Below are 12,669 nucleotides of genomic sequence, written 5' to 3' on the forward strand. Positions count from 1 at the left end.
CCGGCCATGGCCGGTGCGGTTAGCATTGCCGGATGACCGGACAGCTGCCCCAATACGGTGAACTCGCGACTCCTGAGGAGCAGCGGAGGGCCGCCGGCCTTCCACCCCTGGGTGAGGATGCGGCTGATCCCTCGATGCCTCCGGCAGTACCTGCAGCCGCGGCCGTTGCGACCTCCGCTCGCAGGCGACCGGTGGACCGGATCGTCACGATCGCTCTCCTCGCGTACGGACTCGTCAACGTGATCGTCACCGCGATCTCCTACCTCGACCTGCCGACCGTGATGAACGAGAGCATGAAGATCCTCGGCATCGACGGCGAGTTCACGAACTTCGCGCAGGGAAGGCTCTGGGGCACGTTCGCTGCGGTCCTTCTCCTGGTCGGCTGGACGCTCACGGCGCTGCTGTCCGTTCGTCGCCTGCGGCAGGGCAAACTCAGCTGGTGGGTGCCGCTGGTCGGTGCCGCCGCGACCACATTGGTGGTGTCGATCTGCATCATGGTGCCGATGATGGGGGACCCCGCTTTCATCGCGTACGTCGAGTCGATGGCGACGCGGTGACCGTCGCGCGTCTGGTCGCCGTGTGCGCGGTGCATCAGCTTCGGCCGGATGCCGGCTCCATCGGCACGACCGCGATCGACAAGCGCCCGGTGGACGGTGCGGTCCGTATCCGTCCGTACGGCGTGTACGCCGATGTGCAGGCGGATCGCAAGCACCACGGTGGGCTGGACAAGGCGCTGTACGCCTATTCCGAAGAGGATGCCGCTTACTGGTCAGGCGAACTCGGACGCGACCTTCCCCCTGGCTGGTTCGGCGAGAATCTCCGTACCGAGGGGATCGACGTCAACCGAGCGCTCGTCGGCGAGCAGTGGCAGATCGGCGAGAGCGTCATCGTCGAGGTCACCATGCCCCGCACTCCGTGCCAGACCTTCGCGCGCTGGGTCGGGGGCGATGACGAGCGCGGATGGGTGAAGCGATTCTCCGAGGCGCGTCGCCTCGGACCGTACCTCAGAGTCGTGCAGCACGGCCGGGTGCAGGCCGGTGACGAGATCGTCGTTCTGCATCGGCCCGAGGGAGCTCCCAGCATCCTGGACGTGTATCGGGGGCCGTGAACCAGCTCTGCCTCGAAAACACGGATGCCCCCGGCCGCAGCGGCCGGGGGCAGCCGTGTTCTGGCACTACTGGGTCAGCTCTTGGACTGGCCGTGCGAGCCGAGCTGGCGCGTCGACTCGACGACGCGAGCCGCCATCGCGGTCTCAGCGACCTTGCCCCACGCGCGCGGGTCGTAGACCTTCTTGTTGCCGACCTCGCCGTCGACCTTCAGGACGCCGTCGTAGTTCTTGAACATGTAGTCGGCGATCGCACGGGTGTACGCGTACTGCGTGTCGGTGTCGATGTTCATCTTGATGACGCCGTTGGCGACCGCGAGCGCGATCTCTTCGTCGGTCGAGCCGCTGCCGCCGTGGAAGACGAGATCGAGGGGCTTCGCGCCGGTGTTGTACTTCGCCGCGACCTCGGCCTGGATCTCACCGAGGAGCTCGGGGCGCAGCTTGACGCCGCCCGGCTTGTAGACGCCGTGCACGTTGCCGAAGGTGAGGGCGGCGATGTAGCGGCCCTGCTCGCCGAGACCCAGCGCCTGCACGGCCTGGTCGACGTCGGCGAAGGTGGTGTACAGCGCCTCGTTCGAACCCTCGTGCTGAACGCCGTCCTCTTCGCCGCCGACGACGCCGATCTCGACCTCGAGGATCGCGTTGATCGCCTTCATACGGGGGAGCAGCTGCTGCGCGATCTCGATGTTCTCTGCGAGCGGGACCGCCGAGCCGTCCCACATGTGGGACTGGAAGATCGGGTTGCGGCCGGCCTTGACCTCTTCTTCGGAGGCGGCGATCAGCGGCTCGACGAAGCCAGCGAGGGCGTCCTTCGGGCAGTGGTCGGTGTGCAGCGCGACGGTGACCGGGTAGTTCTTCGCAACCTCGGTGGCGTAACGGGCGAACGCGAGGGCGCCGGTGGCGCGGGCCTTAACGGTCTGGCCGGCGAAGTAGTCGGCGCCGCCGGTGGTGACCTGGATGATGCCGTCGGAGCCGGCCTCGGTGAGGCCCTGCAGGACGGAGTTGATCGTCTGCGAGCTGGAGACGTTGAAAGCGGGGTACGCGAAGCCGCCGGCCTTCGCGCGGTCGAGCATTTCAGCGTACTGATCCGGGGTGGCGACGGGCATGAGAACTCCTGCGTTAGGGAAAGCCGGGACAGCTGTCACTCTATCGGGGCAGGCGTGCGGATGCCGTCGGCATGACGCCCGCACGAAGGGTGAGATACGCCACCGTTAAGAATCAGGATTCCTTCGTTCGATCGGGCGGGAAATGCGCCCGATTCGCACCACCCGATCGCTAGGCTGACCGCATGGTGAGTCTGACGGCCGAACTGAGCCCCCTGCATCCTGACCGCAACCTCGCGATGGAGCTGGTGAGGGCGACGGAAGCTGCGGCCATCCGCGCCGTGCCCTTCGTCGGACGAGGCGACAAGCTGGCAGCGGACGGCGCGGCGGTGGATGCCATGCGCGCATTCCTCGGCACCGTCGACTTCCAGGGCCGCGTCGTCATCGGCGAGGGCGAGAAGGACAACGCCCCCATGCTGTTCAACGGCGAGGTCGTCGGCACCGGGCGCGGGCCTGAGTGCGACATCGCCGTCGACCCCATCGACGGCACGTCGCTCACGGCGGCCGGTCGTCAGAACGCTCTCTCGGTTCTCGCGGTCTCTGATCGCGGATCGATGCTCGACGCGTCGAGTGTGTTCTACATGGACAAACTCGTCACCGGCCCTGCAGGCGTCGGAGTCGTCGACATCCGCCTCCCCATCGGGGAGAACATCCGCAGACTCGCCGCCGCTCTCGGCAAGCCGGTCGACGAGATCGTCGTGTCGGTGCTGAACCGTCCGCGTCACGAGCAGCTGATCCAGGAGATCCGGGATGCCGGTGCGGGAACCCGCCTGATGAGCGACGGCGACGTCGCCGGTGGAATCAACGCCGCGCGTCACGGAGCCCGCACAGACATGTGCGTCGGTGTCGGCGGCAGCCCCGAAGGTATTGTCACCGCGTGCGCGATCAAGGCGCTCGGCGGTCACATCCAGGGGCGGCTGTGGCCGCGCGACGATGACGAACGCCAGCGCGGCATCGACGCAGGGCTTGACATGGACAAGGTCTACGAAGCCGACGACCTCGTGCGCGGCAACAATACGATCTTCGTCGCGACGGGCGTCACCGACGGACAGCTGGTCGACGGCGTCCGCCGTGAGGGCGAGTACCTCTACACGGAGAGCGTCGTGCTGCGAGGAGCCTCCGGGACCCTTCGCCGGATCGCCTCGGAGCATCTCGTCTCGAAGTGGCTCTGATCGGCGTCCTCTCCTCCTGAAACGCCGCGCTTCGGTCGGTGACCGAGACGGCAACGGCTCCATCGTTACCGACCCGGTACCGCCTGGATGCGCCCCGAATCCGTCGGTTTCTTGTGCTTCGTGTCACAATTGGGACTGGGTTTGTCGCCGTCGACGGGGCCACCGAGCACCGCAGGCACAGGAGGGCAAGCAGATGACAACGCAGCAGGATCGTGGCGGAAAAGCCGCTCCCGTGGTGCATGTGACCACGAACACAGGTCGCATCCTCCGTGTCAATCCGGCCGATGTGGATGCTGCTTCTCTGCCCGCCGCGACGGTGAGTGCCGTCGCCGGCGGCGCGTCGCACGCAGACCCTGCTCGCCGGACCGACGTGCTGTTCCGCAAGCGCCGCGACGAAGGTCACGAGCTCAGCGCCTGGTGGATGATCGGCGCCTTCCTCGTGAGCAGCGGTCTCGTCATCGCCCTGCTCAGCGGCGTTCCCGGCATCGCCTGACCCGCCGAGACGACGGGCTCGACTCCTGGGGTCAGTAGCCGCTCTGCTGCCGTGACGTCAGACGTCGGATCAGTGGCCGCGCGTGCGCTCCGCGGCCACGGCATCCGGCGCGTCGGCCTGCAGACGCGCGCGTACTTCTCCGACGTCGGCCTGCAGTCCCGCAGTACCGGGTTCCTGACCGGCCTCGGTGACCTGGCCGGTTTCGGTTTCCTGACCGGTTTCGTCGACGCGGTTGTCGTCTTCGGCCGGGTCGGTGCCGGCGATCAGCTCGGCTGCGGTGAAGCGGCGAGTCGGAGCGGTGATCGTCGGCGGCGCCGTGCTCAGTGACGTCGTGTCGATGCCGGGGAACTGACGAGCCGTGACGAGGACGCGACTCTCCAGTGATCCGGCGAAGCGGTTGTAGCTGTCGACGGTGCGCTCGAGCGCTCGTCGCAGATCGTCGGCGTGACCCGCGAGGGTTCCGAGCCGGTCGTACAGCTGCGTGCCGAGGTTCAGCAGTGCGCGTGCTTCGGTGGAGACCTCCTGCTGGGTCCAGGTGTACGCGACCGTCTTGAGCACCGCCCACAGATTCACGGGCGATGCGAGGGCGACGCGCTTGCTGAACGCATAGTCGAGAAGCGTCGGGTCTTCGTCGATGGCCGCCGCAAGCAGAGACTCGCTGGGCAGGAAGCAGATGACGAACTCCGGGCTGGCGTCGAGGCCCGACCAGTACGCCTTCTTGGCGAGCGCGTCGACGTGGGCGCGCACGGCCTTCACGTGCCTCTGCATGTGCGCGCGGCGCTGCGCTTCATGGGCGTCGCCGCCGGGCAGAGCGGACGCTTCGAGATACGCGTCGAGGGGGACCTTCGCGTCGACCGCGATCGAGGCGCCACCGGCGAGCCGGATCACCATGTCGGGGCGACCCTGACCGCGATCGGAGGAGATCGTCGACTGCAGGTCGAAATCCACATGACGGGTGAGTCCGGCGGCCTCGACGACTCGGCGCAGCTGTGTCTCGCCCCAGACCCCACGGGTGGTGGTCGAGCGCAGTGCTCCGGCGAGCGTCTCGGTCGTCGCCCGCAGGGCCTCGTCCGACTCCTGCGCGCGGCGCAGCTGCTCGGTCAGCGAGCCGAACTGGGCATGCCGCTCCTGCTCGAGTGAGGCGACCTTGTTCTGCATCTGCTGGAGCGATTCGCGCACCGGGGCGAGTGCGGTGAGCACGGCGTTCTGCTGCTGCACACGCTGCGCCTCGGCCCGCTGCTCAGTGCGCGCGTGCTCGACCGCGTCGCGATACAGGTCGTACTGCCGATCGCGATCATCGCGGGCGGCGGCGAGCTCGGCGTGCGTGCGGGCCAGATCGGCGGCCCCACGGGAGGCACGCAGGAACCAGCCCGCCGCGGCACCGGCCGCGAGGGCGATGACGACAAGAGCGACGATCAGCGGAGCATCCATATCCTCATGATGCGCCCGGGGTCGGACATTCCGGTCGGGGCGCTCCGCGGCGTCGCCGGTGCGGTTGCCCGCGGGGCCCGCAACGGCGGGGTCAGGCGACGGCGCGCACCGGGGCGGATGCCGGAGCATCCGTCACCCGGATGCCGAGAACCTGAGCGAGCGCGTGAATGTCTGCGGCATCCGACCGGCGGGCGGCGTCGATGACGATCTGCGCGCAGGCCCGGGCATCCGCGAGAGCGTCGTGATGCGAGAAATCTCCGAAACCGGCGGCGGCCGCGGCGACCGGCAGCCGGTACGAGTCGAGGTCGTAGATCTTGCGGGCGACCTGCAGGCTGCACAGCGATCGGAACGGCGGGCACTCGTCGCCGGTGGCCTCGGAGGCGCGACGCAGGACGTTGAGATCGAATCCGGCGTTGTGGGCGACGAGCACGTCGGCGCCGGCGAACGCGCAGAGGCGGTCGAACTGCTCGGACCAGGTCGCTGCCGTCTGCACGTCTTCCGGACGGATGCCGTGGATGCGGACGTTCCATTCCTGGAAATCGTCGTGCCCGGCGGGCGGCTGGATCAGCCAGCCTGCAGTGGCGACGACCTCGCCGCCGCGGACACGGACGAGTCCGACGGAGCAGGCGGAGGCGGGGCTGGAGTTCGCCGTCTCGAAGTCGATCGCGGTGAAATCCAGTGGCACGTCACAACTCTCTCCCGCGTCCCTGGAGCCATCGCGCAGACTCGCCGTAGGCTGGCGACATGGCACGCGAGCAGGCGACATCCTTCGGCGCAGAAGCACTCAAGTACGAAGTCGGACGACCCGACTATCCGTTCGAGGCGGTCGCGTGGATGCTGGAACCGATGCCGGACGGTTCACGCCGGATCGCCGACGTGGGTGCGGGCACGGGCAAGTTGACGCGAGTGCTCGCGAAGGCCTCGGACGTCGAGATCGGGCGCGTCGTGCGCAGCGGTGGGGTGCTCGGGCTGATCTGGAACATCCGCGATGAACGCGAAGAATGGGTGCGCCGCCTGACCGAGATCATGCACAGCAGCCCCGCGGAGAACATGGTGAACGGTCCGGATGGGCCTCGAGTCGCAGAGCCGTTCGGCGAGGTCGAGTCGAGGCGCTGGGAGTGGAACCGTCCGATGAGCAGGATGGAACTGCACCACATGGCGTTCTCGCGCAGCTACCTCATCACCGCATCCGACGAGGAGCGCGCCCAGATCAAGCGGGAGATGGACGAGTTCTTCGACGAGCTCGGTCTCGGCGACGGCACGATCGACATGCCCTACGTGACGACGGCGTTCCGCGCGTTGCGGGGCTGACGTCGGGCGGCCGTGGCGTCGCTGCATCCCCAGATCAGGAGGATGTCCCCGAATCAGGAGCTTTCAGCCGCAGACGTCCTGATCTCGGGTCGTCGTCCTGATCTCGGGATGCCGCGTCCGCTCTCCGCAGCTCCCGCCCGGCCTTGACGGCCACGGCAGGTAGACTCGTACCCCGTGGCTCTCACTATCGGAATCGTCGGCCTGCCCAATGTCGGCAAGTCCACCCTCTTCAACGCACTCACCAAGAACGATGTGCTCGCGGCGAACTACCCGTTCGCGACGATCGAGCCGAACATCGGCGTGGTGAACCTGCCAGACCCGCGTCTCGACAAGCTGGCCGAGATCTTCGGCAGCGAGCGGATCCTGCCGGCGGCCGTGTCGTTCGTCGACATCGCCGGCATCGTCCGCGGTGCGAGCGAGGGGGAGGGGCTGGGGAACAAGTTCCTCGCGAACATCCGTGAAGCGGATGCCATCGCCCAGGTCGTGCGCGGCTTCGCCGACGATGACGTCGTGCACGTCGACGGTGCGGTGAACCCGGCATCCGACATGGAGACGATCAACGCCGAGCTCATGCTCGCCGACCTCGAGACCGTGGAGAAGGCGATCTCCCGGTACGAGAAGGAAGTCCGCGGCAAGAAGATCGAGCCGGTCGTGCTCGAGACGGCGAACGCGGCGAAGGATGCTCTCGAGCGCGGCGTGCTGCTGTCGGTCGCCGGCATCGACCTGACGCCGATCCGCGAACTGGGTCTGCTCACCGCCAAGCCCGTCATCTTCGTCTTCAACGTCGATGAGGCAGTACTGACGGATGCCGATCGCAAGGCGCAGCTCGCCGAACTGGTGGCTCCGGCCAAGGCGATCTTCCTCGACGCGAAGATCGAGTCCGAGTTGATCGACCTCGACCCCGAGGACGCCGCCGAGCTGCTCGCGTCGACCGGTCAGGACGAGTCCGGTCTCGACCAGCTCGCCCGCATCGGCTTCGACACTCTCGGGTTGCAGACGTACCTGACCGCCGGCCCGAAAGAGGCTCGCGCCTGGACGATCGGTAAGGGCTGGAAGGCGCCGCAGGCCGCTGGTGTCATCCACACCGACTTCGAGAAGGGCTTCATCAAGGCGGAGATCGTCTCGTTCGATGACCTCGTCGAGACCGGCTCCGTGATCGAGGCCCGTTCCAAGGGCAAGGCCCGCCTCGAGGGCAAGGACTACGTCATGCAGGACGGCGACGTGGTGGAGTTCCGCTTCAATAACTGATCGCGGTCGGATTGAACCTCCGAGTCGCGGAGATTGTGAATCGACGGGGTCACGATTGATCCTGCTGAGGGCCTAATTCGAGGACGAGGGAGAATAGGTCCGTGCGCGAGGTCGTCTTCACCCGTTCGAATTGGATGCCATCCGTGGTGACGGTCGATGGCGTCCTCCGGCTTGTGGTGGTCGGCGGGGCCGACGCCCTCCACGGGCCCCGGGAGTTCACCGTCCCGATCAGCGAGGAGTGCGGGGGAGTCCTGCGGGACAGTCTGGCCCGGCACTTACTGCTCCACAGCGCGCTGCTCCCGCTCTGCGATGCCGCCGGCATACGCCGACCGTGGGATGAGGGGGCGGCCGCCGCGCTGTTGGTCCCTGTCCTGCTCGGGACGCACGACGAGGTCGACGCACTCTTCGCGCGGATCCGCTGGAACCGTCGGCTCCTCCTCGCCCACGGCGCGAGTCTGTCGCTGCTCGACCAGGGAAGGGTCGTTGAGGCGACGATGTCGGCCAAGGAGCGCGCGGACTGGTCGCGGGTCCCGCGCTAGCCACCCGTGTGCCGTCCGAATCTCCTGAGTGCGGATGTCCGAGCCCGGTGGCAGGATGGGCGCATGCCCGAGTCTCCCGAGGTGCAGGCGCTCGTCGAGTTCCTCGACGAGCGGATCCAAGACCATGTCATCGCGGGGTTGGACGTCGCCGAGTTCCGCATCGTGAAGACGCGCGATCGTCCGCCCGCCTCCGTCGTCGGCGCCCGGATCAGAGGAATGCGGCGCTTCGGCAAGCACGTCGGGTTCGATACGACTGCGGGCTGGCTGATGATCGGATTCGGCCGCAACGGTTGGATCAGATGGCAACCCCCGGGAGACCCGGCGGGCGAGCAGCCGGTACCGGAGGTCGCCAGGATCACGCTCGAGAGTGGTGCCGTGATGCGCCTCGTCGACACAGGCGACTTCCTCGCCGTCACAGCGTCGGTCGTGGATGCCCCCACCGACGTCGCCGGCATCGCCGCACTCGGACCGGATCCGCTCTCACCGGACTTCTCTCGCGAAGACTTCGAGCGCGCCCTCGGCACCCGGCGAAAGCAGATCAAGGCACTGCTGCAGGAGCAGGCGTCGCTCGCCGGAATCGGCAACGCCTACTCCGACGAGATCCTGCATCGGGCGCGGCTGCCGCACACCGTGCACGCCGCGTCGCTCGACGCGGAGGCGAAGGAGCGACTGTTCCACGCCGTCGTCGACATCCTGAGGGGCGCAGTCGCGGACCGTCTCGGGCTGCCGCCCGACCGACTGAAACAGGCGAAGGTCGAGGCGATGGCTGTGCACGGACGCGGCGGGGAGGCGTGTCCGGTGTGCGGCGCGACGATCCTCGACCACGTCGCCGGAGGAGCATCCGCACAATTGTGCCCGCACTGCCAGCCAGAAATCACCGCCGTCTGACGAGGCGCCCGTGACAGACTGAGTTCCATGGCGCTGGATGGTGAGCTCGACCGGATCTTCGCGGCCCGAGACCGGAACAATATGCAGCCGACCATCGATGCGCTGCTTCCGCTCTACGCGTCTGATCCCGAGAATGCGCGGGTGCTCTACGAAGTCGGCGGGGCGTACGACACCGATGGCCAAGAAGAAGTCGCACGGGGATTCTACGAGCGGGCTCTCGCTGCCGGGCTGGAAGGCGATCTGCTCCGTCGTTGCTATGTCCAGTACGGCTCGACTCTGAGGAACGTGGGCGAGTACGAGAAGTCGCGGGAGATCTTCGCGGTGGCCCGTACCAGATTTCCGGACTCGCCCTCCCTGGGCGCGTTCGAAGCGATCACGCTCCGCGCCGCAGGCGAACCGGACGAGGCCATCGCAACCCTGCTCGACCTGCTGGTGGAATTCGTCGGCACGCCGGACATCGATCGGTACAAGCCGGCGATCAGCGGGAACGCGGCTTACATCCGTTCACTGAACGGAACTGAATCCGACGCGTCCGCCTAGTCCGCACGTTCAGGTCTTCGATGGACCGGCGACCTAATCAGCGGAGCAGGATCAGCGTGAGCGCCGCACCCGACGGGATCCCGGCCGGAACGCCCTCACAGACCGGGCGACTACGCTTGATTTCGGCTTGTTCTCGCCCAGAACCCTCGCGCAAGGAGTAACACGACGATGACCGACACCCAGATCTTCGAGCCGGACGGCCGCGCGATTCCTTTCGTCGATGAGGGCGACGGTCCGGTCAAGCTGGTGCTGATCCAGGAGCGCGGCCTTGCTGCGGACATCCTGGGTGTCGTCTCGCATTACCTCGCCGAGGAAGCGGGTTTCCATGTGCTGCGCATCGGCCACCGCGCCGACGCATTGGCCGCCTCGCTCGAGGAGAGCGTCGAAGACGCGATCGCAGTGATCGATCACGTCGGCCTCCACGACACCTGGATCGGCGGTCACGGATTCGGCGGCACCGTGGCGCGCGCTGCCGTCGCGGCGCATGCCGACCGTGCAAACGGACTGCTGCTGCTCGGCGTCGAAGAAGCGGATATCCCGGTGGCCCCGGTCATCCCGGTTCTCATCATCCAGGGAACGGATGACGTGGTCACGCCGCCGGCGAACGGCGAGCGCCTGCAGGCCACCGTGCCCGAGCGCGCGAGCATCAAGACCGTCGTCGGAGATCACCTGTTCCCGATGACCGACCCGATCGAGACTGCGGTCCTCATCGAGGAATACCTCGACTGGGACTGACCTCGGCGGCTCAGCGCCCCTGCCGCGTCTTGTACGGCTTGGGCTGACCCTTCACGGCCGGTGTACGGCCTTTTCCTTTGGAAGCCTTGGCCTTGCCGCCTGCCGGAGCGACCGTTTTCGGGGCTGGCGTCGGCGCGTCCGCGATCCGATCCCGGGCCTCGGGGAGCAGGAGGGTGCCGGCCTTCGTCAGTCGGGTTTCGCCAGTGCGGGTGAAGAGCGGATGCCCGACTTCTTCTTCGAGCTTCTCGATCGAGGAGTACAGAGCGGCCAGAGAGATGTCGAGGGATTCTGCCGCACGGGGGAAGTGCAGCTTCTCGGCGACGGCGACGAAATGCCGAAGTTGGATGAGTTTCACGGGGAGCAGTCCTTTCCCGCACGAATCGCGGCCGATCTTCAGCGTACGCGCCTTCGATCGGTATCGTCGGCGACAGCGTCCGGAAGAAGGTGACCGTGCGAAGCCATCACCGATCAGACCTGGCCAGAATTATCGGGTGCGCTCTGCGTCGCATCGCGGAAGCTTGAGTCTGAAAGGAGGACCACATGATCGGCACGCTCAACGCTCTGGTCGACCTCGTCGAGCGGAGCACCGCTGAAGAGATCGACGTCGCCGCCTTCGCCCGTGAACACGCGACGACCGAGTATCACCTGCGCCGGATGTTCTCGGCGTTGGCTCAGATGCCGCTGTCGGAATATGTGCGCCGGCGGCGGATGACTCTCGCCGGTGCCGACCTCGCGGCCGGCGCCCCCGACCTGCTCGAGGTCGCGGTGCGCTACGGCTACGGGTCGGTTGAGGCGTTCGGGCGGGCATTCCGGGCCGTGCACGGCACTGCCCCGGCCGACGTGCGTCGACATGGTGGTCCGCTCAGCACACAACCCACGCTCAGATTCCGTCTGAGCGTCGAAGGGAGTACACCGATGGATGTCACCATCGCCAACCGACCCGAGCTCGTCTTGGTCGGACATGCCGCGCAGGTTCCCCTCATCCACGAGGGCGTCAACCCGCATATTCAGAATCACATCGCCGCCATCGCGCCGGAAGAACATGCGCGACTCAAGGCGCTCAACGACACCGACCCTGCCGGCATCCTGGCCGTCACCGCCGGGATCGATCCGGACGCACCGGAAGGATCGATGCTCACGTACCTCCACGGGGTCGCGCTCGATGCGCACACCACGCCGCCCGCCGACCTCGACGTCATCCGACTCGAGGCGGGCGCGTGGGCGGTGTTCGCATCGAGCGGTCCGTTCCCGGAGACGCTGCAGCGGCTCTGGGCGGCGACCGCGACCGAGTGGTTCCCCTCCAATCCCTGGCGCCTGCGCCCGGGGCCCTCGATCGTGCGCTACCTCGACTTCACCGGCACGCACGCCACCTGCGAACTCTGGCTGCCCGTGGAGAGGTCCTGAGTGTCGGCGACACGCACAGCGCACGCAACAGCGGCGTACGATGTGCGTGTTGCCGACCGAAGGATCCGCCGTGTCTGACCACAACGAGCACATACCCGGCCCGGACGAGCCATCCATCCCGGAACTCGAACTCGACGAGACCATCGCTCCGCGACCGGAAGAAGAGATCGCCGATGTCCTCAGGGCGAAACCCGACTTCGAAGATCACAGCGGGCATCCCGGCTGACCTCTTCCGCGCCGCGGGCCTGGGATGCGCCGTGGAGCGGATGCCGTTGCATGAGGGTTTCAGGCGAGAGGGAACCCCGGTAGCCACGCGACCGCGAGATACGAGACGACTGGCGCCAGCAGCAGCGCGATGAGGCCCGCCACGGCGAAAGGCCGAAGAGCTCTGGGTCTGGAAGCCGCCAGAACGACCGTCGAGTTGTACAACACCAGTACGACGGCGGTCGTGATGACGGCCGTCCCCATACGGTCGGCGGCGAAGCAATTGCGCGGAGCGGGGTCGATCGCGGGGCACACGAGCGGTCCCCAGGGCACAGCGGCGAACCAGATGAGCGCGATCGTCCCGACAGCGAACAGCGTGGCGGTGATGACGAGCGCCGACCGCACGCGGCCGGTGCCGAATCGCGGACCCGTCTCGCTCGTGATGGTCATGAGGGAAGCGTATGAGTCTCTGGATGATCAGTCGAGGCTCGGTTCC

Annotated in this window: 17 protein-coding genes; 12 read left to right on the forward strand and 5 right to left on the reverse strand. The window is 67.3% G+C overall.

Going from position 1 to position 12,669, the window contains the following annotated elements; genetic code table 11:
• Nucleotides 1-32 precede the first annotated feature (32 nt).
• Both MRBLWH12_RS01780 and MRBLWH12_RS01785 read left to right on the forward strand, forming a co-directional pair.
• Complete coding sequence (locus MRBLWH12_RS01780) at nucleotides 33-557, forward strand: DUF6264 family protein (RefSeq protein WP_341975424.1); 525 nt, start codon at nucleotides 33-35, stop codon at nucleotides 555-557.
• Nucleotides 554-1,108: an MOSC domain-containing protein gene (locus tag MRBLWH12_RS01785; protein ID WP_341975423.1), complete on the forward strand. Its 555-nt coding sequence runs from the start codon at nucleotides 554-556 to the stop codon at nucleotides 1,106-1,108. Before MRBLWH12_RS01780 ends, MRBLWH12_RS01785 begins: the two co-directional genes overlap by 4 nt.
• A gap of 74 nt (nucleotides 1,109-1,182) precedes the next feature.
• Here MRBLWH12_RS01785 and fbaA read toward each other — a convergent pair whose 3' ends face one another.
• Nucleotides 1,183-2,211 carry a class II fructose-bisphosphate aldolase gene (gene fbaA, locus MRBLWH12_RS01790; RefSeq protein ID WP_363545448.1) on the reverse strand — a complete coding sequence of 343 codons (1,029 nt, stop codon included), beginning with the start codon at nucleotides 2,209-2,211 and terminating at the stop codon, nucleotides 1,183-1,185.
• A 182-nt stretch (nucleotides 2,212-2,393) separates the two neighbouring features.
• On the opposite strand from fbaA, the gene glpX reads away from it, so the two are divergent.
• Nucleotides 2,394-3,380: a class II fructose-bisphosphatase gene (glpX, locus tag MRBLWH12_RS01795; RefSeq protein WP_363545451.1), complete on the forward strand. Its 987-nt coding sequence runs from the start codon at nucleotides 2,394-2,396 to the stop codon at nucleotides 3,378-3,380.
• 193 nt (nucleotides 3,381-3,573) lie between these two features.
• Nucleotides 3,574-3,873, forward strand: a complete 300-nt coding sequence (locus tag MRBLWH12_RS01800) for a hypothetical protein (RefSeq protein WP_341975420.1) — start codon at nucleotides 3,574-3,576, stop codon at nucleotides 3,871-3,873.
• Between the two features lie 69 nt (nucleotides 3,874-3,942).
• Here the strand turns inward: MRBLWH12_RS01800 and MRBLWH12_RS01805 are convergent, their stop codons facing one another.
• Both MRBLWH12_RS01805 and MRBLWH12_RS01810 read right to left on the reverse strand, forming a co-directional pair.
• Entirely contained in the window at nucleotides 3,943-5,304 is a 1,362-nt protein-coding gene (locus MRBLWH12_RS01805; RefSeq protein ID WP_363545453.1) for a DNA recombination protein RmuC, read from the reverse strand.
• 91 nt (nucleotides 5,305-5,395) lie between these two features.
• Nucleotides 5,396-5,989 (reverse strand): 3'-5' exonuclease, encoded by a 594-nt coding sequence (locus MRBLWH12_RS01810; protein ID WP_363545456.1) that lies wholly within the window; start codon nucleotides 5,987-5,989, stop codon nucleotides 5,396-5,398.
• A gap of 59 nt (nucleotides 5,990-6,048) precedes the next feature.
• On the opposite strand from MRBLWH12_RS01810, the gene MRBLWH12_RS01815 reads away from it, so the two are divergent.
• The 6 genes from MRBLWH12_RS01815 to MRBLWH12_RS01840 all read left to right on the forward strand — a co-directional run bounded on the left by MRBLWH12_RS01815 (nucleotide 6,049) and on the right by MRBLWH12_RS01840 (nucleotide 10,565).
• Complete coding sequence (locus MRBLWH12_RS01815; RefSeq protein ID WP_363545458.1) at nucleotides 6,049-6,615, forward strand: SAM-dependent methyltransferase; 567 nt, start codon at nucleotides 6,049-6,051, stop codon at nucleotides 6,613-6,615.
• 174 nt (nucleotides 6,616-6,789) lie between these two features.
• Nucleotides 6,790-7,863 (forward strand): redox-regulated ATPase YchF, encoded by a 1,074-nt coding sequence (gene ychF / locus MRBLWH12_RS01820; protein WP_363545461.1) that lies wholly within the window; start codon nucleotides 6,790-6,792, stop codon nucleotides 7,861-7,863.
• Between the two features lie 101 nt (nucleotides 7,864-7,964).
• Nucleotides 7,965-8,402 carry a DUF6357 family protein gene (locus MRBLWH12_RS01825; RefSeq protein ID WP_341975413.1) on the forward strand — a complete coding sequence of 146 codons (438 nt, stop codon included), beginning with the start codon at nucleotides 7,965-7,967 and terminating at the stop codon, nucleotides 8,400-8,402.
• A gap of 63 nt (nucleotides 8,403-8,465) precedes the next feature.
• Nucleotides 8,466-9,290, forward strand: a complete 825-nt coding sequence (locus MRBLWH12_RS01830; RefSeq protein ID WP_363545464.1) for a DNA-formamidopyrimidine glycosylase family protein — start codon at nucleotides 8,466-8,468, stop codon at nucleotides 9,288-9,290.
• Nucleotides 9,291-9,317: 27 nt separating this feature from the next.
• The gene (locus MRBLWH12_RS01835; protein ID WP_363545467.1) at nucleotides 9,318-9,830 is read left to right on the forward strand and encodes a tetratricopeptide repeat protein; all 513 of its coding nucleotides are present in this window, start codon (nucleotides 9,318-9,320) and stop codon (nucleotides 9,828-9,830) included.
• 168 nt (nucleotides 9,831-9,998) lie between these two features.
• Entirely contained in the window at nucleotides 9,999-10,565 is a 567-nt protein-coding gene (locus MRBLWH12_RS01840) for an alpha/beta fold hydrolase (RefSeq protein ID WP_363545469.1), read from the forward strand.
• A 10-nt stretch (nucleotides 10,566-10,575) separates the two neighbouring features.
• Here MRBLWH12_RS01840 and MRBLWH12_RS01845 read toward each other — a convergent pair whose 3' ends face one another.
• Entirely contained in the window at nucleotides 10,576-10,920 is a 345-nt protein-coding gene (locus MRBLWH12_RS01845; protein ID WP_363545471.1) for a LysR family transcriptional regulator, read from the reverse strand.
• A gap of 185 nt (nucleotides 10,921-11,105) precedes the next feature.
• Between MRBLWH12_RS01845 and MRBLWH12_RS01850 the strand changes: the two genes are divergently transcribed.
• Nucleotides 11,106-11,969, forward strand: coding sequence for an AraC family transcriptional regulator (locus MRBLWH12_RS01850; RefSeq protein ID WP_363545474.1), 864 nt, complete (start codon nucleotides 11,106-11,108; stop codon nucleotides 11,967-11,969).
• A gap of 70 nt (nucleotides 11,970-12,039) precedes the next feature.
• A complete protein-coding gene (locus tag MRBLWH12_RS01855; RefSeq protein WP_363545477.1) occupies nucleotides 12,040-12,195 on the forward strand; it encodes a hypothetical protein in 156 nt (51 codons plus the stop codon).
• Between the two features lie 59 nt (nucleotides 12,196-12,254).
• Here the strand turns inward: MRBLWH12_RS01855 and MRBLWH12_RS01860 are convergent, their stop codons facing one another.
• Complete coding sequence (locus MRBLWH12_RS01860; protein WP_363545479.1) at nucleotides 12,255-12,623, reverse strand: hypothetical protein; 369 nt, start codon at nucleotides 12,621-12,623, stop codon at nucleotides 12,255-12,257.
• Nucleotides 12,624-12,669: the final 46 nt, after the last annotated feature.

The sequence above is a fragment of the Microbacterium sp. LWH12-1.2 genome, from assembly GCF_040675825.1.
In the GTDB taxonomy this organism is placed as follows: Bacteria; Actinomycetota; Actinomycetes; order Actinomycetales; family Microbacteriaceae; genus Microbacterium.

Bases quoted from the DNA above. Each gene is read 5' to 3' on its own strand.
- MRBLWH12_RS01780 (WP_341975424.1), top strand. From the start codon at position 33: ATGACCGGACAGCTGCCCCAATACGGTGAACTCGCGACTCCTGAGGAG.
- fbaA (WP_363545448.1), bottom strand. From the start codon at position 2,211: ATGCCCGTCGCCACCCCGGATCAGTACGCTGAAATGCTCGACCGCGCG.
- glpX (WP_363545451.1), top strand. From the start codon at position 2,394: ATGGTGAGTCTGACGGCCGAACTGAGCCCCCTGCATCCTGACCGCAAC.
- MRBLWH12_RS01800 (WP_341975420.1), top strand. From the start codon at position 3,574: ATGACAACGCAGCAGGATCGTGGCGGAAAAGCCGCTCCCGTGGTGCAT.
- MRBLWH12_RS01805 (WP_363545453.1), bottom strand. From the start codon at position 5,304: ATGGATGCTCCGCTGATCGTCGCTCTTGTCGTCATCGCCCTCGCGGCC.
- MRBLWH12_RS01815 (WP_363545458.1), top strand. From the start codon at position 6,049: ATGGCACGCGAGCAGGCGACATCCTTCGGCGCAGAAGCACTCAAGTAC.
- MRBLWH12_RS01830 (WP_363545464.1), top strand. From the start codon at position 8,466: ATGCCCGAGTCTCCCGAGGTGCAGGCGCTCGTCGAGTTCCTCGACGAG.
- MRBLWH12_RS01835 (WP_363545467.1), top strand. From the start codon at position 9,318: ATGGCGCTGGATGGTGAGCTCGACCGGATCTTCGCGGCCCGAGACCGG.
- MRBLWH12_RS01840 (WP_363545469.1), top strand. From the start codon at position 9,999: ATGACCGACACCCAGATCTTCGAGCCGGACGGCCGCGCGATTCCTTTC.
- MRBLWH12_RS01850 (WP_363545474.1), top strand. From the start codon at position 11,106: ATGATCGGCACGCTCAACGCTCTGGTCGACCTCGTCGAGCGGAGCACC.
- MRBLWH12_RS01860 (WP_363545479.1), bottom strand. From the start codon at position 12,623: ATGACCATCACGAGCGAGACGGGTCCGCGATTCGGCACCGGCCGCGTG.